Annotated in this window: 20 protein-coding genes; 8 read left to right on the plus strand and 12 right to left on the minus strand. The window is 72.9% G+C overall.

The features are described from left to right. Nucleotides 1-7: 7 nt before the first annotated feature. From WFI00_RS11025 to WFI00_RS11045, 5 genes are all read right to left on the minus strand, one after another. Nucleotides 8-400, minus strand: a complete 393-nt coding sequence (locus tag WFI00_RS11025; RefSeq protein WP_336632373.1) for a heavy metal transporter — start codon at nt 398-400, stop codon at nt 8-10. Beyond that, nucleotides 397-1,179 (minus strand): LytR/AlgR family response regulator transcription factor, encoded by a 783-nt coding sequence (locus WFI00_RS11030; RefSeq protein WP_336632372.1) that lies wholly within the window; start codon nt 1,177-1,179, stop codon nt 397-399. The genes WFI00_RS11025 and WFI00_RS11030 overlap by 4 nt, the downstream gene beginning before the upstream one ends. Next, nucleotides 1,176-2,417: a sensor histidine kinase gene (locus tag WFI00_RS11035; protein ID WP_336632371.1), complete on the minus strand. Its 1,242-nt coding sequence runs from the start codon at nt 2,415-2,417 to the stop codon at nt 1,176-1,178. The genes WFI00_RS11030 and WFI00_RS11035 overlap by 4 nt, the downstream gene beginning before the upstream one ends. A 42-nt stretch (nt 2,418-2,459) precedes the next feature. After that, nucleotides 2,460-2,651: a YbdD/YjiX family protein gene (locus WFI00_RS11040; protein WP_336632415.1), complete on the minus strand. Its 192-nt coding sequence runs from the start codon at nt 2,649-2,651 to the stop codon at nt 2,460-2,462. A 102-nt stretch (nt 2,652-2,753) separates the two neighbouring features. After that, entirely contained in the window at nt 2,754-5,042 is a 2,289-nt protein-coding gene (locus tag WFI00_RS11045) for a carbon starvation CstA family protein (RefSeq protein WP_336632370.1), read from the minus strand. 212 nt (nt 5,043-5,254) lie between these two features. Here WFI00_RS11045 and WFI00_RS11050 point away from each other — a divergent pair, with 212 nt between their 5' ends. The 7 genes from WFI00_RS11050 to WFI00_RS11080 all read left to right on the plus strand — a co-directional run bounded on the left by WFI00_RS11050 (nt 5,255) and on the right by WFI00_RS11080 (nt 11,709). Further along, nucleotides 5,255-5,623, plus strand: a complete 369-nt coding sequence (locus WFI00_RS11050) for a GNAT family N-acetyltransferase (RefSeq protein ID WP_336632369.1) — start codon at nt 5,255-5,257, stop codon at nt 5,621-5,623. Then, nucleotides 5,620-6,642: a pirin family protein gene (locus tag WFI00_RS11055; RefSeq protein WP_336632368.1), complete on the plus strand. Its 1,023-nt coding sequence runs from the start codon at nt 5,620-5,622 to the stop codon at nt 6,640-6,642. Before WFI00_RS11050 ends, WFI00_RS11055 begins: the two co-directional genes overlap by 4 nt. A gap of 50 nt (nt 6,643-6,692) precedes the next feature. Beyond that, nucleotides 6,693-7,247, plus strand: coding sequence for an ECF transporter S component (locus WFI00_RS11060; RefSeq protein ID WP_336632367.1), 555 nt, complete (start codon nt 6,693-6,695; stop codon nt 7,245-7,247). A gap of 147 nt (nt 7,248-7,394) precedes the next feature. Further along, nucleotides 7,395-9,371: an ABC transporter ATP-binding protein gene (locus WFI00_RS11065; protein ID WP_336632366.1), complete on the plus strand. Its 1,977-nt coding sequence runs from the start codon at nt 7,395-7,397 to the stop codon at nt 9,369-9,371. Then, on the plus strand, nt 9,368-10,180 hold the full coding sequence (locus WFI00_RS11070) for an energy-coupling factor transporter transmembrane component T family protein (RefSeq protein WP_336632365.1): 813 nt from the start codon (nt 9,368-9,370) through the stop codon (nt 10,178-10,180). Before WFI00_RS11065 ends, WFI00_RS11070 begins: the two co-directional genes overlap by 4 nt. A gap of 102 nt (nt 10,181-10,282) precedes the next feature. Beyond that, a complete protein-coding gene (locus WFI00_RS11075; protein WP_336632364.1) occupies nt 10,283-11,155 on the plus strand; it encodes a siderophore-interacting protein in 873 nt (290 codons plus the stop codon). Continuing rightward, entirely contained in the window at nt 11,155-11,709 is a 555-nt protein-coding gene (locus WFI00_RS11080; RefSeq protein ID WP_336632363.1) for an ECF transporter S component, read from the plus strand. The genes WFI00_RS11075 and WFI00_RS11080 overlap by 1 nt, the downstream gene beginning before the upstream one ends. Nucleotides 11,710-11,758: 49 nt before the next feature. On the opposite strand, the gene WFI00_RS11085 is transcribed toward WFI00_RS11080, so the two are convergent. Both WFI00_RS11085 and WFI00_RS11090 read right to left on the minus strand, forming a co-directional pair. Further along, nucleotides 11,759-12,922: an acyl-CoA dehydrogenase family protein gene (locus WFI00_RS11085; protein WP_336632362.1), complete on the minus strand. Its 1,164-nt coding sequence runs from the start codon at nt 12,920-12,922 to the stop codon at nt 11,759-11,761. A 118-nt stretch (nt 12,923-13,040) separates the two neighbouring features. After that, nucleotides 13,041-13,973 carry a M15 family metallopeptidase gene (locus tag WFI00_RS11090; protein WP_336632361.1) on the minus strand — a complete coding sequence of 311 codons (933 nt, stop codon included), beginning with the start codon at nt 13,971-13,973 and terminating at the stop codon, nt 13,041-13,043. Nucleotides 13,974-14,231: 258 nt separating this feature from the next. Here WFI00_RS11090 and WFI00_RS11095 point away from each other — a divergent pair, with 258 nt between their 5' ends. After that, entirely contained in the window at nt 14,232-15,290 is a 1,059-nt protein-coding gene (locus tag WFI00_RS11095; RefSeq protein ID WP_336632360.1) for an Rv2578c family radical SAM protein, read from the plus strand. A 30-nt stretch (nt 15,291-15,320) separates the two neighbouring features. On the opposite strand, the gene WFI00_RS11100 is transcribed toward WFI00_RS11095, so the two are convergent. The 5 genes from WFI00_RS11100 to WFI00_RS11120 all read right to left on the minus strand — a co-directional run bounded on the left by WFI00_RS11100 (nt 15,321) and on the right by WFI00_RS11120 (nt 18,500). Beyond that, entirely contained in the window at nt 15,321-15,827 is a 507-nt protein-coding gene (locus WFI00_RS11100; RefSeq protein WP_336632359.1) for a GNAT family N-acetyltransferase, read from the minus strand. 69 nt (nt 15,828-15,896) lie between these two features. After that, nucleotides 15,897-16,649 carry an ABC transporter permease gene (locus tag WFI00_RS11105; RefSeq protein WP_336632358.1) on the minus strand — a complete coding sequence of 251 codons (753 nt, stop codon included), beginning with the start codon at nt 16,647-16,649 and terminating at the stop codon, nt 15,897-15,899. After that, nucleotides 16,649-17,539: an ABC transporter ATP-binding protein gene (locus WFI00_RS11110; RefSeq protein WP_336632357.1), complete on the minus strand. Its 891-nt coding sequence runs from the start codon at nt 17,537-17,539 to the stop codon at nt 16,649-16,651. The genes WFI00_RS11105 and WFI00_RS11110 overlap by 1 nt, the downstream gene beginning before the upstream one ends. Beyond that, the gene (locus tag WFI00_RS11115; protein WP_336632356.1) at nt 17,536-17,835 is read right to left on the minus strand and encodes a transcriptional regulator; all 300 of its coding nucleotides are present in this window, start codon (nt 17,833-17,835) and stop codon (nt 17,536-17,538) included. The genes WFI00_RS11110 and WFI00_RS11115 overlap by 4 nt, the downstream gene beginning before the upstream one ends. Then, complete coding sequence (locus WFI00_RS11120; RefSeq protein ID WP_336632355.1) at nt 17,832-18,500, minus strand: hypothetical protein; 669 nt, start codon at nt 18,498-18,500, stop codon at nt 17,832-17,834. Before WFI00_RS11120 ends, WFI00_RS11115 begins: the two co-directional genes overlap by 4 nt. Nucleotides 18,501-18,553 lie beyond the last annotated feature (53 nt).

Genomic DNA, 18,553 nt, shown 5'->3' on the forward strand with positions numbered 1-18,553 from the left:
CCGGGCCTCACCCGCGCTCGCGGAGCGCGCGGTAACGCCGCTCGTTGCGCGCGGCGGCGCGCGTGTAGAGGAGGGCGAAGGCGACGATCACGGGGTAGAACGCGAAGGCGTGCAGCAGCCACGACAGCGGCACGCCGTACAGGACGACGGCGTCCAGTTCGGGGATCAGCGCGATCGCCACCGTCAGGGCGACGACCACGACGACGAAGCCCGCGACCGTGCCGAGCGCGAGCCGCAGCTGCGCGCGGCGGAGGGCGCGATCGTAGACGGCGTCGGCTCCGGACGCCGCCGCGGCCGGCGGGAGCGGGATGCCGTGCGTCGCGGGGCTCCGGCGCGCGGGCGACGGCACCCGACCGGGCGCATCCGCCGTGACCCGCACCCGGCGGGGCGCGTCCGTCATCGCGGCCTCCCCGGCGCGGACACGAGGGCGTCGCGCACCGTGGGGAGCATCCGCCGGCTCACCGGCAGCACGGCCGGCCGGGCGTCGGTCGCGGCGTCCGGCCCCGCGGCGCCGACGACCACGGCCGGCTCCGTCCCGGTGAGCCGCGCCTCGACGACCGCGCCGATCGCGACGAGGTACGAACGGTGCACGCGCACGAAGCCGCGCTCCGCCCAGCGCTCCTCCAGGTCCGAGATCGGCACCCGCACGAGGTGGCCGGGACCGTCGTCGACGTGCAGCCGCGAGTAGTCCCCCTGAGCGTGCACCCAGCGCACGTCGCGGCGCCGCACGAACCGCACCGCCGACCCGATCGTGACCGGAACCACCTCGTCGTCCGCGTCGGCGGCTCCCGCCGTCTCGATCCGGCCCTGCCCGTCGCGGGCGAGCTCGACCGCGCGATCGACCGCGCGCCGCAGCCGCTCGACGCGGACGGGCTTGAGCAGATAGTCGGCGGCTCGCACGTCGAAGGCCTCCACGGCGCGGGCGTCGTCCGCGGTCACGAAGACGACGACGGGCGGGGAGGCCAGTCGCTGCAGCGCCGCGGCGAGGGCGAGACCGTCCAGCCCCGGCATGTGGATGTCGAGGAACGCCACGGCGACCGCCCGCGCGCTCAGCAGCGCGACCGCGTCGCTCCCCGAGGCCGCGACGAGGATCTCACCGATGCGGGGGTCCCCGCGCAGCAGATGCGCGAGCTCGTTCCGGGCCGGGGCCTCGTCGTCGGCGACCAGCACGTCGATCATGCGTGCGCGCCCTCTCCGTACCGCGCCGCGTCGACGTCGCGATCCCGCATCGCGTCGTGCGCGGGCTGCGACTTCGGCACCCGCATGCGCACGAGGGTGCCGGCCCCGGTGTTGGTCTCGACGACGAGGCCCCCGGCCGCGCCGTAGAGCTGGCGCAGGCGCGTGTCGACGTTGCGCACGCCGATGTGGCCGCCGTCCGTGCCCGCCGTCAGGAGCGCCCGCAGCGCCTCCGGATCCATCCCGACGCCGTCGTCCTCGACGACGATCTCCGTGTGGGTCGCGTCGTCGCGCGCCTCGATGCGGATCGTCCCCCCGCCCTCGCCGGGCTCGAGCCCGTGGCGCACGGCGTTCTCCACGATCGGCTGCACGGAGAGGAAGGGGATGACCGTCGCGAGGGTCTCGGGGGCGATGCGCAGGGTCACCGTGAGGCGCTCCCCGAACCGGGCCCGTTCGAGCTCGAGGTACGAGTGGATGCTGCGCAGCTCTTCGGCCAGCGTCGTGAACTCGCCCTGCCTCCGGAAGGAGTACCGCGTGAAGTCCGCGAACTCCAGCACGAGCTCGCGTGCCCGCGCGGGGTCGGTCGTGATGAACGAGGCGATCGCCGTCAGCGCGTTGTAGATGAAGTGCGGGGAGATCTGGGCCCGCAGCGCCCGCAGCTCCGCTTCGGCGAGCGCGGTGCGCGAGGCCTCGAGATCGCCCAGCGCCACCTGTGCCGCGCACCAGTCGGCGACCTCGGTGACCGCCCGTACGAGCGCTGCCCGCACCGGTGCGTGGAACGCGACCAGGACGCCCGTGACCGCTCCGTCGACGAGGATCGGGGCGGCGACCGCTTCCGAGCCCGGGACGCCCTCGTCCTCGTCGACGCGCCGCACCTCGCGCCGGCCGGAGGCACGGACCTCCGCCGCGAGGGCGATCGCGGCATCCGCGTGGCCGGCGTGGTCCGCGGCGACGCCGTCGGCGGCGACCACGCGCCCGTCGTGCACGATCGCGACGCCGGCCGACCCGAGGAGCACCCGCAGCGGCCGGGCGGCGCGATCGACGTCGGGCGCGGCGAGTCCGCCGCGCAGATGCACGGCGGCGGAGCTCGCCTGGTGCAGCGCCTGGTGCGCGGCCCGCTCCGCATCGCTGCCGAGGTCGGTGGTGCCCCTCGCCAGGCGGCGCGCGAGCACGAGCAGCACGGTGAGCACGACGCCGCCGAGCACGCCCAGGGCGGCGGCGAGGACGACGTCGTGGCTCATCCCGTCAGCCTACGCACCGGCTCGACGCCCGCGCGGGCCGCCTCAGCAGCACCGGGCGCCGGGGTTGCGGTCCTGATCGTCCATCCGCTGCCGCCAGAACTGCCGCTCGCTCAGCGCGGGCTCGTCCGGATGGTGACGACGGTGATGGGCGACGTAGGTCGCATAGGCCGTGTCGCCCATCAGGGTCGTGACGTACCAGCGGATGCCGCGCCCCGCCCGCGCGAGGGCGGCCAGCGCGCGCCGGACCGCCCCCGCATCGGCGCCGGGCGCGCCCGCGACGGGCGCTGCGGCGGGATCCCGGAGCGACACGGAGGGGCTCGGCACGGCGGTCACGGCTCAGTGCCCCCGGTGGGCGAGCTCGGCGCGCTCTTCGGCCAGGATGGGCTCCCACTGCTTCTCGAGCTCGCGCTCGGGCTTCGTCCCGAGGAACCCGGCCGGCGCGTAACGCCGCGAGGCGACGGGCGCGTCCTCGGTGTTCTCTCCCCCGCCGTTGCGGATCGCCCGGATGGTCACCGCGACCGCGGACACCATGACGACGATCGCGAGGGTGACGAACACGATCGACAGGGTGCCCTGCACGGCGGTGTTCCGGATGACGGCGTCGACGACCTCGGGCTTCCCCAGCGACCCGTCGCCGGCGGCTTGCGCCGCCCGGTACTTGGCGTTGTTGGCCCAGTAGCCGATCGAGGGGACGGGCGAGAAGATCTTGTAGATCGACGCGGTGATGGTGACGACCGCCGTGAAGGCGAGCGGCACGGCGACGATCCACAGCCACCGCAGGTAGCTGCGACCGCGCTTGGCGACGATCGCGAGCACCACGGCGAGCGCGATCGCGGCGAGCAGCTGGTTCGCGATCCCGAACAGCGGGAAGAACGTGTTGATGCCGCCGAGCGGATCGGTGACGCCGAGGATCAGGATGTACCCCCAGCCGGCGACCATGATGGCCGTGCAGATCCAGACCCCCGGGCGCCACGTGACGTCGCGGAAGCGCGGGAACCAGTGCCCGAGCGAGTCCTGCAGCATGAAGCGCGCGACGCGCGTCCCGGCATCCACCGCGGTCAGGATGAACAGCGCCTCGAACATGATCGCGAAGTGGTACCAGAACGCCATCATGGCCTGACCGCCGAGGGCCTGATGCATGATGTGCGCGAGCCCGAGCGCGAGGGTCGGCGCGCCGCCCGTCCGCGAGACGATCGACTCCTCGCCGACGTTCGCGGCGGTCTCGGTGAGGATGTCGGGCGTCAGCGGCGCTCCGGTGAGACCGAGCGAGTTGACGAAGGCGACGGCACCCTCGACCGTCCCCCCGGTGAGGGCGGCGGGCGAGTTCATCGCGAAGTAGATGCCCTGGTCGATCGAGATGGCGGCGACGAGCGCCATGATCGCGACGAAGGACTCCATGAGCATGCCGCCGTAGCCGATGAAGCGGGTCTGCCGCTCCTTCTCGACGAGCTTCGGAGTCGTCCCGGAGGCGATCAGGGCGTGGAACCCCGACAGGGCGCCGCAGGCGATCGTGACGAACAGGAACGGGAACAGCGGGCCGGAGAACACGGGCCCCAGACCGTTCTCGCCGAAGACGGTGATGGCGGGCACCGAGATCTCGGGACGGACGACGATGATGGCGCCGGCGAGCATGACGATGACGCCGATCTTCATGAAGGTCGACAGATAGTCGCGCGGGGCGAGCAGCAGCCACACCGGGAGGATCGCGGCGATGAAGCCGTAGATGATGATGCCCCACGCGATCGTCGACTTGTCGAGGTGGAAGACCGCGTAGCCCCACTCGGTCGAGGCGACCCAGCCGCCGCCGATGATGGCGGCCATGAGCAGGACGAACCCGATGATCGACACCTCGGTCACCTTGCCGGGGCGGAGGTAGCGCAGGTACACGCCCATGAACAGGGCGATCGGGATCGTCATCGAGACGCTGAAGACGCCCCACGGGCTCTCCCCGAGGGCGTTGACCACGACGAGCGCGAGGATCGCGACGATGATGAGCATGATGAGCAGGGACGCCACGATCGCGGCCGTCCCGCCGATGCGGCCGAGCTCCTGCCGCGCCATCTGGCCGATCGTGCGCCCGCCGCGGCGCATCGAGAAGAAGAGCACCGTGTAGTCCTGCACGGCACCGGCGAGGACGACCCCGACGATGATCCAGATGGTTCCGGGGAGATATCCCATCTGCGCGGCGAGGACGGGGCCGACGAGGGGCCCGGCACCGGCGATGGCCGCGAAGTGGTGGCCGTAGAGGACGCGCCGGTCGGTGGGGACGTAGTCCTTGCCGTCCGATTTCACCTCGGCGGGGGTGGCCCGGCGATCGTCGGGGCGCAGCAGGTGCTTCTCGATGACCTTGGAGTAGAAGCGGTAGCCGATCAGGTACGTGCACACCGCGGCGAAGACGAACCAGATGGCGTTGACGGTCTCGCCGCGGACGATCGCGAGCATGACCCACGCGAGTCCGCCCAGGAGCGCGATGGCGACCCAGAGCACGACCTTGGGCCACGTCCAGCGGGAGGTGGCCGCCTCCTGCTCGGCGGTGACGGCCGTCGGCGGAAGGCTCGGGTCCGGAACGATCACGGGATCGTCGTCGACCACGGCTTCTCTGCGGCGGGATGACGGTGTGGACATGCTGACTCCTCACGGGACGCGGCGTTGCGCGCCCCCAGGCTAGGGAGCGTGCGGCGCACCGTCCCGCGCTCCCCGCGTCCGGAGCGACGAGCGGCACGGATCGCGCGACGAACGGCGACCCTCCCCCTCCCGTCGCCCCGCTGGCGCTGGCGGAACACGCGCGCCGCGGCTTACGTTGGGGAGGACATCCGATCCGACCGAGAGGAGACGCCATGTCCGAGAACGTGCAGGTCGTCCGCAACGACGAGGCCCAGCGCTACGAGATCACCGTGGACGGGACGGTCGCCGGGTTCACCGAGTTCGAGCCGGATGCCGAGGGGCGGCTCGTCTTCCCGCACACCTCGATCGACCCCGCCTTCGGCGGCCGCGGACTGGGGACGAGGCTCATCGCCGAGGCGATGGCCGACGTCGCCGCCCGCGGAGAGACCGTGGTGCCGGTCTGCTCGTTCGTCGTGAAGTATCTGAAGGGCACCGACGTCCCGGGACTCCGGGTGCACTGGCGCGACCGCGACGTCGAGGTCGCCGAGCACGCCCGCACGGAGGAGCCGGGCCCGGCCGACGAGGGCATCGGCCGCGGATGACGCGACTCGACGCCGGGCCGGAGGAGACCGAGGCGCCGCCGCGGTGCGACGGGCCGCGGGCGCTGCTCCTGGAGGCGCGCGAGGTGCCCCTCGGCGGCGTGCGGGCGATGTCGGTGCACCGCAGTCTGCCGCAGCGGGCCCTGCCAATGGTGGGAGCGTGGTGCTTCCTCGATCGGTTCGGGCCGCAGACCGCGAGGATGCGGGTGGAGCCGCATCCGCACATCGGCCTGCAGACGGTCACGTGGCCGTTCGTCGGAGAGGTACGCCACCGCGACGTGCTCGGCAGCGACGTCGTGGTGCGCCGCGGCGTCCTGAACCTCATGACGAGCGGCGCCGGGATCGCGCACTCCGAGTACTCGGTGGGCGAGGACGCGGTCGACCTCGACGCGCTGCAGCTGTGGGTCGCTCTGCCGGAGTCACGGCGGCACGGTGCGCCCGACTTCGAGCGGCACGAGGACCTGCCCGTGGTCGACCTCGGCGACGGGGCGCGGGCCACGGTGGTCGTCGGCACGTTCGCGGGCGTCGCCTCGCCGGCCACGATGCACACGCCGATCGCGGGAGTGGAGATCGCCGTGCCCGCCGGCGCGCGAGTCACGCTGTCGCTGGAGCCGGCGTGGGAGTACGCGCTCGTCGGAGCGTTCGGTGCGGTCTCGGTCGCGACCGGCACGGATGCCGATGCGGACGCGGGCGCCGTCGTCGCGGCATCCGTCGACCTCACCGCGCAGCACCTGCTGTACCTCGGCCTCGCGCGCACGGAGATCACCCTGCACGCGGAGGAGGCCGCGACGGTCTTCCTGCTCGGCGGCGAGCCGTTCGAGGCCGACATCGTGATGTGGTGGAACTTCGTGGGGCGCGCGCACGACGAGATCGCTGCGGCCCGGGATGCCTGGGAGGCCGAGGGACGCGGGGAGACGGACGGTGTGCCCCGCTTCGGGCACGTCGTCGACCACGGCGACGAACGGATCCCCGCGCCGCCGCTGCCCGCGGTGCGCCTCACACCGCGCCGACGCCGTCCGTGACCGGGTCGCGCACCGGAACGCGGGCTTCTGCGCGCCGGTAGGCTGGAGGGGTGCCTCGGAACCCGATCCTGACGACGCGGACGCTCCTCGTGTGCGCGGCGATCGGAGTCGCGACGGGGATCGTCGGAGGCATCGCCGGGATCGCGACCCCCGTCGTCCTGGCCACCGCACCGTTCGTGTACGGCCTCGTGCTCGGAGCGCATGTGCTGCCGGGCATCATCGCGCAGGAGGTGCTGCGCCTGCCGCTGGTCGCCATCCTCACGCATGTGCTGGCGGCCCTCGTCTCGAGCGCGTTCAACCCCGCCTGGACGATGCGCTTCCTCGGGACGGCACTACTGTTCGGCGCGATCCAGGAGGGGGTGGCGGCTCTCACCCGCTACCGCGCCTGGGGCGCCTGGCGCTTCTTCATCTCGGCGGTGCTCATCGGCGTCCTCGTGGCGGTGGTCGTGTTCTTCGCGGCGCACCTGGGAACCCTCGCGCCGTGGGCGCAGATCGCCTACCTCGCCCTCTCGGTCGCCGGCCCCGTCGCCTGGACCGCCCTGGGCCTCGGCGTGGGCGCCTCCCTGCGCCGCGCCGGCGTGGCGCGCCAGAGCATCCGCCGCTGACCCTGCGTCCCCCGCGCGCGGCGCGGGACAGACGTGGCGCGGCGGCGGGATGGGGGGCCCGGGGCGGCCGGCTCGGGAGAGGTTGGCGGGCAGATAAGGTGAGGCTAACCTAGAGAGGACTATCCGCTCCGACCGCTGGGATGCCCCGTGACCTCTGCCGTCTCCGACGCGGCGTCCGTGGATCCCGCCACCGCCCCGCCGACGCCGCTGCTGCGCGTGCGCGACGTGGGCGTGCAGTACGAGGGGTCGGATGCCCCGTCACCGGCGTCGGCTCGGTTCGACGTCGCGCGCGGGGAGGTCGTCCTGCTCCTCGGGCCGAGCGGGGCGGGAAAATCCACGCTGGCCCTCGCCCTCAACGGCCTGATCCCGCACGCGGTGCCGGCGACGGTCACCGGCACGGTCTCGGTCGACGGTCTCGACACCGTGCGGACTCCCGTGGCTCGGCTGAGCACCCACGTCGGGATGGTCTTCCAGGACCCGGACGCCCAGCTCGTCACCGGCAGCCTGCTCGACGAGGTCGCCTTCGGGCCCGAGAACCTGCGGCTCCCCGTCGGCGAGGTCCTGGCCCGCACCGAGGATGCCCTGCGGCGGGTCGGCCTGTGGGACCGCCGCCACGAGAACCCCGACCGCCTCAGCGGCGGGGGGCGTCAGCGCCTCGCGATCGCGTGCGCGCTGGCGATGGGCTCTCCCCTGCTGGTGCTGGACGAGCCGACCGCGAACCTCGATCCGCAGGGGATCGAAGAGGTCTACGCCGCGCTCGGCGAGGTCGTCGCGGCGGGCGACCGCGCCGTCCTGCTCGTCGAGCACAACCTCGACGCCGCCACCCGGATCACCGACCGCGTCGTCGTGCTCGACCACGACGGCCGCACGTTCGCCGACGGCCCCCTCGACGAGGTGCTGCGGGGCCGCGCCGAGGAGCTGCACGCCATGGGCGTGTGGCTCCCCGTCTCGACGATCGCCGCCCTGCGGCTGCGAGGCGCCGGATGGCGGCTCGACCCGCTGCCCCTCGATCCCACCGAGCTGCGCGCGGCCCTGGCATCCACCCCCGCGCCCGCCTCCCAGAACACCCCCGCGCCCTCACCCGGCGTGCGCTCGCGCGGAGATCTGCACTTCCGCGGACCGGATGCCACCGAGGCATCCGCATCGGCGCAGATCTCCGCACCACCGCGGCACGGAGGCACCGACGCGGATGCCACGTCGATCGTGCGCGTGCGCGGGCTGCGGACGCGGCGCGGACGCGCGGAGATCCTGCACGGGATCGACCTCGACGTCGCCCCCGGCGAGTTCGTCGCGATCGTGGGCGCCAACGGCGCGGGCAAGACCACGCTGCTGCAGTCGATCGCCGGGGTCGTGCGGGTGCCGCGCGGGCAGGTCCAGGTGGCCGGTGTCGACATCGGCCGCGCCGACGTGCGCACCCTGTCGCGGCGCATCGGCTTCGTGTTCCAGAACCCCGAGCACCAGTTCATCGCGCCGACCGTGTTCGACGAGCTCGCCCACGGGCTGCGCCTGCAGCGTCTGCCCGAGGACGCAGTGCGCGACCGCGTCGAGGACGTGCTGCGCCGGTTCGGCCTCCAGGACAAGGCGCAGACGCATCCGTTCCTGCTGTCGGGCGGGCAGAAGCGCCGGCTGTCGGTGGGCACGGCCCTGGTCGCGGGCGCTCCCGTGCTCGCCCTCGACGAACCCACCTTCGGCCAGGATCGCGCCCGCGCCGACGAGCTCATGCACCTGCTGCAGGAGCTGAGCGGATCGGGCACCACCATCCTCGTCGTCACCCACGACATGCAGCTCGTGACGGAGTACGCCGACCGGACGATCGTCGTCGGCGACGGACGCATCGTCGCGGATGCCCCGACGGCGACGGTCTTCGCCGACGACGGCCTGCTGCGCTCCGCGGGCCTGCGCCAGCCCCCGCTCCGCCTCGCTCTCGCGGGACTCGACGCCCACCCGTCGCTCGCCGGCGTCACGCGGCTCGCCGACCTGCCTCCCGCCGCGACCACGGCCGCGCATCCCCGCACGATGTCACCAACTCCGCACGAATCCGCCGAATGGATGCGGAGTACGCGCGATTCTGCGGACTTCGTGACCCCCACCCCGCCCGCGCCCACCCCGGATGACGCGTCGTGAGCGCCACGACGGCCGACCCCTGGGCGCGGACGGTCCCGGCGGAGGGCCGCTTCCTGTACGGGCTGAACCCGCTCGCGAAGCTGGCCGCGCCCCTGCCCGCGATGGCACTGCTCGTGTTCGCCCGCGACCTCGCCACACCGCTGGTCTTCATCGCCCTCGCCTACGCCGTCGTGATCGCGGGAGCGCGGATCACCGGCCGACTCGCCCTGCTGCTGTTCGTAGCGCTGCCCGTCGCGGCGGCGGTGATCGGCCTCGGCATGGCGGTCTGGACCGACGCGTCCCGCGTGGACACCTCTGTCGTCGTCTTGCGGCTCGGCGGGTGGTCGCTCTACGGCGGGGCGCTGCTCACCGGCCTCGCGACCGGGCTGAGGCTCGCGGCGATCATCGCGCTCGCCCTCATCGCGGGTCTCACGAGCACCGGGCCGGACCTCGTGCGTGCGAGCGTGCAGCAGCTGCGGGTGCCGTACCGGATCGGATACACCGCCCTCGCGGCGTTCCGGTTCGTGCCGCGTTTCGGCCACGAGCTCGACGTCATCCGGCAGGCCCACCGGGTGCGCGGCGCGCACGGCGGACGCGGGCCGTTCGCGGCGGTCGCGCGGTGGTGGGGCTACGTCGTGCCCTTGCTCGCCGGCGCGATCCGTCATGCCGAGCGCGTCGCCCTGGCGATGGACGCCCGGGCGTTCGGCGCCCACTCCGACCGCACGGAGCGCCACCTGGTGCCGTGGCGGCGACGCGACACCCTGTTCGTCGTCGCCTTCTGGGCGGCGAGCGCCGGCATCCTCATCGCGCTCTTCCCGTGGGCCCCCTGACCCGCCCCCACCCCACGAAACCGCCCGAATGTCACGCATGACGCCCCGGAACCGCACATACGGCCGGTCTCGCGGCGCCACTCGCCCCCTGAAAGGACTCGCATGGCCCGGTTCTCGTCCCTCGTGAAGCCCGCCTCGCAGGAGCTCATCCGGCTCGAGGTGCTGCGCAGCCAGCGGCTCAGCCCGCACTGGATGCGCGTGACCCTCGGCGGCGGCGAGATCGCCCGCTTCACCCCGATGGGCTACGACCAGTGGTTCCGCCTCTTCCTGCCGCACAGCGGCGAGGGCGCGGACGAGGGGCTCGACCGCCTCCCCGCGAAGGCGAACAAGCTCCTCGGGTATCTGAAGTACCTCCGGATCCCCGACGGGGTCCGCCCCGTCATGCGCAACTACACCGTGCGCGCCTACCGCGCCGAAGGCCCGAGCGGGGGCGCGGAGCTCGACGTCGACTTCGTGCTGCACGGCTCGGGCCCCTCCGCCGGCCCCGCGTCGCGCTGGGCGCAGACCGCCGCCCCGGGCGAGTCGGTCGTCATCATCGACGAGGGGCTCGGGTTCAACCCCGCACGAGGGGTCGACGACGTCCTCCTCGTCGCCGACGAGACCGGCGTGCCCGCGATCGCCGGGATCTGCGCCACCCTCCCCGCGGGCGCCCGCGGCACGGTCCTCCTCGAGACCCCCTCGGAGGAGGACGTCCTCGACCTCGCGCATCCGCGGGGCGTCGAGGTGCGCTGGCTCGTGCGCGATGCCGCGGCGAAGCCGGGATCCGTCGCGCTCGACGCTCTGCAGGCCATGGATGCCCCGGCATCCGGCACGCACGTCTTCGTCGTCGGCGAGCAGGGCCTGCCCACCGCGGCGCGGCGCAGCCTCGTCGCGCGCGGGGTCGACAAGGACCGGATCAGCTTCGTCGGCTACTGGCGGGTCGGAGCGGCCTCGCCCGCCCCGAAGTCCGAGCGCGCACAGCAGGGCGCCCACTGATGGGGAAGGTCACCACCGCGTACCTGCTCACGTGCGCCGCGATCGGCGTGGCCGGCGGCATCATGCTCTGGGGCGCCGGATGGCTGTCCACGGCGCTCACCCCCGTGGCGCCGATCGCGGCGATGGCGTTCGCGGGGCTGTGGCTGCTCCCCGCGACGATCGCGCTGCGGCTGCTGCAGCGCCCGTTCGCCGGGCTGCTCACCGGCGTCCTGTCGGGGCTCGTCGTGTTCCCCTTCCTCGGCGCGGCGGTGTGGTGGGCCTTCTTCGCCGAGATCGGATTCCTGATCGTCCTCTACCGGTGGTGGTCGGTGTGGCAGCACTACGCGGGCGCGGTCGTCGTCGGTGTCGTCTACCCCGTGCTCGCGGCGGCGGCGTTCGACCTCTGGGCGATGCCGACGTGGGCGCAGATCGCGTTCTGGGCCGTCACCCTGGCCTCCTGCCTCGGCGGCACGGCGCTCGGCATCGTCGTCGGCGACCGCCTGCGGAGGGCCGGAGTGGCCCGTCTCGCGCGACGCCGTGCGCCCGCGGCGAGCGGGGCCGCCGCGGGCCGGTAGCGGACGGCGCGGGCGGGCCGACCCGCGGCTCATCCGCCCCCGGGAAGGGTCAGCGCTTGCCGACGATCTGGCGCGACACGATGTCGCGCATGATCTCGTTCGTGCCGCCGTAGATCCGGTGCACGCGGGCGTCCAGGTAGGCGCGGGCGATCGGGTACTCCGTGATGTAGCCGTAGCCGCCGTGCAGCTGGACGCCGACGTCGAGCAGCTCCGCCTCGCGGTCGGTCGCCCAGAACTTGACCTTGGCGGCCTCCTCCGCGGTGAGCTTCTTGTCCTTGTAGAGGAGCATCGCGCGGTCGATGTACGCCCACATCACGTCGACCGTCGTCGCCATGTCGGCGAGGAGGAAGCGGGTGTTCTGGAAGTCCGCGATCCGCTCGCCGAAGGCCTCCCGGCTGAGGGTGTAGTCACGCGTCCAGGTGAACGCGGCCTCCCCCGCCGCGACGGCCGCCACGCCGATCGACAGGCGCTCGAGCGGCAGGTTCATCATGAGCTGGATGAAGCCGAGCCCCTCCTTGCCGCCGATGAGGTTCGCCTCGGGCACGAAGACGTCCGTGAACGAGAGCTCGGCGGTGTCCCACCCGTGGAAGCCCATCTTCTCGAGCTTCTTGCCGTGGTCGAACCCCTCCATCCCGTCTTCGAGGATCAGCAGGCTGAAGGCGTCCGGTCGGTTGCCCTCGCCGGTCTTGACGAACGTGACGACCATGTCCGCGGTCTTGCCCGAGGAGATGAAGGTCTTCGCCCCGTTGACGAGGTAGCCGCCGTCGACCTTCTTCGCCGTGGTCGAGATGCCCCGCAGGTCCGATCCGGCGCCCGGCTCGGTCATCGCGAGGGCGCCGAGGATCTCACCGGTCGCCATGCCCGGCAGCCACCGCTCCTTCTGCTCCTGGGTGCCCATGTGCACGATGTAGGGCACGGCGAGGTCGTCCTGGATGCCGAGGGCACCCGCCAGCGACCCCTGGCCGGCGCCGATCACCTCTTCGAGCACGATCGCGCGGAAGCGGTAGTCCTGCAGCATGCCCGCGCCGCCGAACTCCTCCGGGACGCTGAGCCCGATGATCCCCGCATCCCCGGCGGCGCGCATGGTCGCGCGGTCGATCTCGCCGGCCGCATCCCACTCCTTGCGCTTCTGGTCGGTGGCATAGCGCTTCAGGAACTCCTTGACGACGTCGCGGAACGCCTCGTGGTCCTCGTCGTAGATGTCGCGCTCCATGGTGCGCCCGTCCTCTCGTCGTCGAGTGTCGAAGGTGTGGGGGGGGCGGATGCCTGTGGCATCCCATCCCACGATCTATGGTACTGGGTTTCACCCTCCGCGCGAGAGCGTCGGCCGATCAGTACCCGGGGGCGGCCGGCAGGCCGAAGAACTCCTCGAGGGTGTGGTAGCCGCCCTCGTGGTAGAGACGCGCGAGGTCGGTGCCGATGTAGCGCAGATGCCACGGCTCGGCCTGATAGCCCGTGATGTCGGTGTAGCCGTTCTCGTACCGGACGATGAACCCGAATCGCCAGGCGTTCGCGGCGGTCCACGCCCCCTGCGCCGTGCCGCCGAACGCCTCGATCTCGCCGCATCCGCCGTCGCACGCCGCCACGTCCGTCGCGAGCCCGGTCTGGTGCTCGCTGTACCCGGGACGAGCGCTCTGCAGGTCGGCGGCGTCGCGCCCGAGCGACGAGACGTAGCCGTTGTAGGTCCGCGTCTGCGAGTCGAACGAGCGGTAGGCGCTGTTGAGGCCGATCGCCCCCACGCCCTCCGCCTCGGCGGTGGCGACCAGGGTCGTCAGAGCGTTCGCCGCATCCGGTACGAGCCGTCCGTCGACGGTGCGCTGCATGTCGGCGGGCGCGACCACCACCGACGGCTCGAAATCGATCGGATCGAGGGGGCGCTGCTTGTCGACGACGACCCAGAGGTGACGGGCGTCCGACAGGTTGACGCACGGTGCCGCGCCGCCCGCGACCGCGGCACGGAACGCGGCGGCACCGCCGAACGCCGCGATCACGTCCGCGTCCGTCCCGCCGCCGATCGCGGCGGCGACGGCCGGCGTGTCGCACGACGCGGTCGCCACCGAGGTCTGCGCGGGGGCCGGGATGCCGGTGGCCGCCTCACCCGCGCCCGATCCCGCGGGCAGCGTCACCGCATCCGTCGGCGCGACGATCGCGGCCACCGCCGTCGAGGGCGCCGACGCCCGGGGGCCGACCGCGCCGGCGACGGCCGCGACGACCGCGACGAGGACGACGGCCGCCACCCCGAGCGCACCCCACCGCGCCGGCATCGGCAGCGTCGACAGAGCGCGCGCGAGCCGCCCGCGCCGGCGTCTCCGGAGGGCCGGCGGTGCTCCGGCGCCCCCGCGACGAGGGCCGGGAGCGGTGCCGCGACGGGTCGCCGGCGCAGCCGACGGCGCCTCTGCGGCTCGGCGCGCGTCACGCCTCGTCATCGGCTGCTCGGGTTGCGGCACCGGACCATTGTGCCGCGTGTTCCCGTGCACTCCGTGTGGATTGCACGGCATTAGGATGTATGTTCTACTGTCGGCATGCGGTGGAGTGGACAAACGATCGATGGAGCGGACGATGCCGCCCTCCCCGGCATGGAGACGCTCGGCGGTCTGGTGCGCACGGTCACGACCCCGGAGTTCGCCGGCATGACCTTCCACGAGGTCGCCGCCCGATCTGCTCTCAATCGCGTGCCGTCGGGGTCGGCGATGCCGTTCGACTGGACCGTGAACCCCTACCGGGGATGCAGCCACGCGTGCACCTACTGCTTCGCGCGGAACACGCACACCTACCTCGACCTCGACGCGGGTCGCGACTTCGACGAGCAGATCGTCGTCAAGGTGAACGTCGCCGAGGTGCTGCGCCGCGAGCTGGCCGCACCGTCGTGGCGGCGCGAGGCGGTGGCGCTCGGGACGAACACCGACCCGTATCAGCGCGCGGAGGGCCGCTACCGGCTGATGCCGGAGATCATCGAGGCGCTCGCCGCGAGCGGCACCCCGTTCTCGGTGCTCACGAAGGGCACGCTGCTGCGCCGCGACCTCCCGTTGCTCGCGGCGGCGAAGGGGGCGGTGCCCGTGCACCTGGCGATGTCGATCGCGATGCCGGACGAGCGCCTGCGCCAGACGCTCGAGCCCGGGGCGCCCACGTTCCAGGCACGGCTGGAGACCGTGCGCGCCGCACGGCAGGCCGGGTTCGCCGTCACCGTCTTCCTCATGCCGATCGTGCCCCATCTGACGGATGCGGTCGGCGTCCTCGACGATGCTCTCGCGCGGATCGCGGCGGCCGGCGCCACCCGCGTGGTCTTCGGCGCGCTGCACCTGCGCCCCGGGGCGCGCGAATGGTTCTGGCAGTGGCTCGTGCGGGAGCATCCGGACCTCGTGCCCGCCTACCGCGGGCTCTACCCCGGCGCCTCCGTGTACGCCCCCGCGGGGTACCGCGCGATGCTGTCCGAGCGGGTGCGCCCCCTGCTGCGCCGGCATCGCCTCACGGGTGGTGCGGAAGAAGAGGTCGAGAACCGTCCCGCGCGCATCCCTCGCCCGGGGCCCGTCCGGACGACCCGGAAAGGCGGCGCGACGACGACGCCCGCCATGCTCTTCTGACGGGGCGCACGTGCGGCGCGGGCCGCTCGGTCAGACGGAGTCGAGGCCGTCGAGATCGAGATCCCACACGATCACGTGCAGCACGGCGCCACGGTAGGGGAAATCCGCCTCCCCGCGGCGGGTGAGCCCCGCGGCGGCGCAGAGGCGGACGGATGCCGCGTTCGCGGCATCCGGGAAGGCCACGAGCCTCCGGTGGGGCGAGCGCGCCGCGGCGTCCGCGATCGCGAGGCGCACCGCGGTGCGGGCGACTCCCCTGCCCTGCGCCTCGGGGAGGACGAACCAGCCCATCTCGGTGACGGGCGAGCCCTCCCACTCGGACGGCCACCAATTGACCCCTCCCACGGGCCGGTCGTCGAGCTCGATCGCGCGGATGCCGGCGTCGGACCGGTCGACGAACCGCAGGTACTTCTCGTGGCGCTGCCGCACTGCGGCGCGCGATTCCGGGCCGCCCAGGTGCGCCGTCATCGCCGCGGAGTTCGCGGCGACCAGCAAGGGCAGGTCGTCGTCGCGCCACGGGCGCAGTCGGATGTCGGTCATGACGCACAGTCTGACGGCGGCGCCGGACATCCGCACGACTCTCCGACCGACGGCCGAGGCGGCCGCGGCTCAGCGGTAGCGGCGGCCCTCGTCGCGCCGGGTGAGCCAGACGGCGGCCACCGCGAGCAGGACGGTCCAGGCGAGGATCCCCCCGATCGCCCACATCGGGATCTGCTCGCCGCTCGCCGCGGCGATGACGATCTCGCGGGCCTGCCGCACGGGCAGGACGCGCGAGGCGGCGTCGAGCCAGTCGGGGAACATGAGCGGCGGCAGGAACAGCCCGCCCCCGAAGGCGAGCAGGAACATCATCACCTGCGTGACCGCGATCGCGGCCTTCGGTCCGCAGGCAGTGCCGATGATGACGCCGATCAGCATCGACGGGATGGCGGTGAGCACGACGAGCACGATCGCCGACAGGAGCGGCAGGACGCCGGGGCGGGCGGCGGTGAACAGGCCCCCGATGACGAGGAGCGGGATCATCGCGACGAGGGCGATGACGATCGTGGCCGCGATCAGGCCGATCATGCGTGCGGCCGGAGAGCCCGGCAGCGTGCGCAGGTAGGGCGACCACGGCTTCGACCGCTGCTCGGCGAGGTCGAGGCCGATCGAGAAGAGACCGGATGCCATGAAGGCGAAGACGACCATCGAGCACACCGCCGCGGTCGCGTACCCCGGGTCGCCGGTGACCGTGCTCTGCGGCAGGACGAACATGCAGAACGCGAGCGTCGGGAAGACGACCGACCCGATGACGGCGATCGGGATGCGGGCCGTCTCGACGAGGTTGTACTTCGTGTGGACGGCGGCGAGGGCGAGCGTGGACATCAGCGGGATCCTTCCGGGATCGCGGTCAGGGAGAGGAAGGCCTCTTCGAGGGTCGCCCCGCGCACCGCGAGGTCGTGGAACGGACGCCCCGACGCGACGAGGTCGCGGACGAAGGCGTCGGAGTCGGCGACGAGCACGGTGACGGTGTCGCCGTCGCCGGTGACGACGGCATCCGGCGCGAGCGCCTGCACCGCCTCGGGGGCGATCCCCGCCAGCGCCACCTGACGCCGCGACACCCCGGCCACGATGGCCGCGAGGGTGTCGTCGGCGCGCACGCGCCCGCCGTCGATCACGACGACGCGATGGGCGAGCTGCTCGATCTCCTCCAGGTGGTGGCTCGTCACGACGACGGTGCATCCGGCCGCGTGCCGCGCGCGGACGGCGTCCCACAGGGCGCGGCGGCCGTCGACGTCGAGTCCGGTGGTCGGCTCGTCGAGGAGTACCAGCTGCGGGTTGCCGACGAAGGCGAGCGCGACGGCGACCCGCCGCTGCTGACCGCCCGAGAGCGCACCGCACTGCGTGCGCACGAACTGGCCGAGACCGAACTCCTCGACGATCGACCCGCGCGCCGCGGGGGCCGGGTAGTGCGCCGCGACGAGGTCGATCACCTCGCCGACCCGCAGAGCGTCGGGCAGGGCGGTCGCCTGCGGCGTGCTGCCGAGCATCGTGCGCGAGGCCGCGTCGCGCGGATCGCCGCCGAAGAGGCGCACCTCGCCGGAGGTCGGCATCCGCAGGCCCTCGACGAGGCTCAGGAGCGTCGTCTTGCCCGCTCCGTTCGGACCGAGCAGGCCGACGCACTCCCCGGCGCCGATCTCGAGCGAGACCCCGTCGAGCGCGGTGTGGTCGCCGTAGCGCTTGGTCAGGTCACGGGTCTGGACGAGCGCGGTCATCGGGTTCCTCCGAGGATGTCGAGCAGGGTGGTGCGGTACACGCGAAAGGCGCCGCGGCCCGCGGGGGTGAGGGAGATCAGGGTGACGGGCTTCTTGCCCGCGAACGTCTTCGCGATCGCGACGTAGTCGGCGTCCTCGAGCTTCGCGAGGTGGCTGGTGAGGTTGCCGGCGGTCATCCCGAGGAGCTTCTGCAGCGCCGGGAACGCGATCTCGTCGCCGTCCTCGAGGGCTTCGCTCAGCGCGGTCATGATCCGCAGGCGCGCGGGGGCGTGGATCACGGGATCGAGCTCGGTCATGCCGGCTCTCCGCTCCCCCGCGACTCGGCGGGGAGGATGCCGCGCCAGAGCAGCACGCCCGTCACGGTCATGGCCGCGGGGCCCACCGTCGAGTAGATGAGGTAGTGCCAGGGCGCACCGGCGAAGGTGGCGATCACGACGACGACGAGCATGATCACGCCCAGGACGAACTGCGCCGGCGACCGCCAGATCGCGCCTCCCGCGAGGTACATCATGCCGACGGCGAAGATGTAGAACGCGGGGTAGATCAGCTGCGTCAGCTCGGGCGTGAACCCCGCCAGGCGCAGCGCCTGCAGCAGGAAGGTGACGCCGAGCATCGCCGCCATCCACGAGAAGCCGTACAGCTTCCCGCGCAGCTGCGATCGGCCCCGGATGCCGTCCGCCGACATCCGGACGCTGATGATGCCCGTCGAGACCATCGCCGCGATCGTGAGCGATCCGAACACGATCCACGCGACGGGCGTCGGGATCACCGCGACGCCGCCGATCCCGACGCCGAACCACAGCGCGCCGAAGCCGATGAACCAGGCCGCCGCCCAGAGGAAGAGGAGCCATGAGGTGGTGCGGGCGAGCTTGCCGCGCGTCGCGCGTCGGGTCGACTGCATGACCTGCAGCATCGTCGCCGGGTCGACGTCACGGTCGTCGTCGCGTTCGTCATCGCTCATGCAGATAACTTTGCACTGCAAACTACTCTGTGTCAATCGCTGCTCATCGAGTG

It is taken from the genome of Microbacterium sp. MMO-56 (assembly GCF_037146215.1).
Classification (GTDB): domain Bacteria; phylum Actinomycetota; class Actinomycetes; order Actinomycetales; family Microbacteriaceae; genus Microbacterium.

Excerpts from the sequence above, each read along its gene's own strand:
- WFI00_RS11025 (WP_336632373.1), bottom strand. The coding sequence starts at position 400 with ATGACGGACGCGCCCCGCCGGGTGCGGGTCACGGCGGATGCGCCCGGT.
- WFI00_RS11030 (WP_336632372.1), bottom strand. The coding sequence starts at position 1,179 with ATGATCGACGTGCTGGTCGCCGACGACGAGGCCCCGGCCCGGAACGAG.
- WFI00_RS11035 (WP_336632371.1), bottom strand. The coding sequence starts at position 2,417 with ATGAGCCACGACGTCGTCCTCGCCGCCGCCCTGGGCGTGCTCGGCGGC.
- WFI00_RS11045 (WP_336632370.1), bottom strand. The coding sequence starts at position 5,042 with ATGTCCACACCGTCATCCCGCCGCAGAGAAGCCGTGGTCGACGACGAT.
- WFI00_RS11050 (WP_336632369.1), top strand. The coding sequence starts at position 5,255 with ATGTCCGAGAACGTGCAGGTCGTCCGCAACGACGAGGCCCAGCGCTAC.
- WFI00_RS11055 (WP_336632368.1), top strand. The coding sequence starts at position 5,620 with ATGACGCGACTCGACGCCGGGCCGGAGGAGACCGAGGCGCCGCCGCGG.
- WFI00_RS11075 (WP_336632364.1), top strand. The coding sequence starts at position 10,283 with ATGGCCCGGTTCTCGTCCCTCGTGAAGCCCGCCTCGCAGGAGCTCATC.
- WFI00_RS11080 (WP_336632363.1), top strand. The coding sequence starts at position 11,155 with ATGGGGAAGGTCACCACCGCGTACCTGCTCACGTGCGCCGCGATCGGC.
- WFI00_RS11085 (WP_336632362.1), bottom strand. The coding sequence starts at position 12,922 with ATGGAGCGCGACATCTACGACGAGGACCACGAGGCGTTCCGCGACGTC.
- WFI00_RS11090 (WP_336632361.1), bottom strand. The coding sequence starts at position 13,973 with ATGCCGGCGCGGTGGGGTGCGCTCGGGGTGGCGGCCGTCGTCCTCGTC.
- WFI00_RS11095 (WP_336632360.1), top strand. The coding sequence starts at position 14,232 with ATGCGGTGGAGTGGACAAACGATCGATGGAGCGGACGATGCCGCCCTC.
- WFI00_RS11100 (WP_336632359.1), bottom strand. The coding sequence starts at position 15,827 with ATGACCGACATCCGACTGCGCCCGTGGCGCGACGACGACCTGCCCTTG.
- WFI00_RS11105 (WP_336632358.1), bottom strand. The coding sequence starts at position 16,649 with ATGTCCACGCTCGCCCTCGCCGCCGTCCACACGAAGTACAACCTCGTC.
- WFI00_RS11110 (WP_336632357.1), bottom strand. The coding sequence starts at position 17,539 with ATGACCGCGCTCGTCCAGACCCGTGACCTGACCAAGCGCTACGGCGAC.
- WFI00_RS11115 (WP_336632356.1), bottom strand. The coding sequence starts at position 17,835 with ATGACCGAGCTCGATCCCGTGATCCACGCCCCCGCGCGCCTGCGGATC.
- WFI00_RS11120 (WP_336632355.1), bottom strand. The coding sequence starts at position 18,500 with ATGAGCGATGACGAACGCGACGACGACCGTGACGTCGACCCGGCGACG.